At 63.9% G+C, this 255-nt stretch carries 1 pseudogene; it reads right to left on the minus strand.

Annotated elements, in window-relative coordinates:
* A pseudogene (locus OK17_RS18585) lies at positions 1-219 on the minus strand (IS3 family transposase); the annotation flags it as partial.
* Positions 220-255: the final 36 nt, after the last annotated feature.

The following is a 255-nucleotide window of genomic DNA, read 5'->3' on the forward strand; positions in this document are numbered from 1 at the left end:
GACCATCCTTGAGAAGACGTCGAGGATGAACGCGGCATACACCCACCCTGAATGTGTGCGGATGTAGGTCAGGTCCGCCACCCACAGCGCGTTGGGCGCCGCCGCGGTGAACTGCCGTTCGACACGATCGGCCGGCTGCGGAGTTTCGGCCCCCTCGCTGTGCGTGGTCTTCCGCGTCTTGGATCTCGTTATCCCCTGCAGCCCATCAGCTTTCATCAACCGCTCGACGGTGCACCGGGCCACGCCGATACCCTT

The sequence above is a fragment of the Gordonia sp. GN26 genome, from assembly GCF_054823965.1.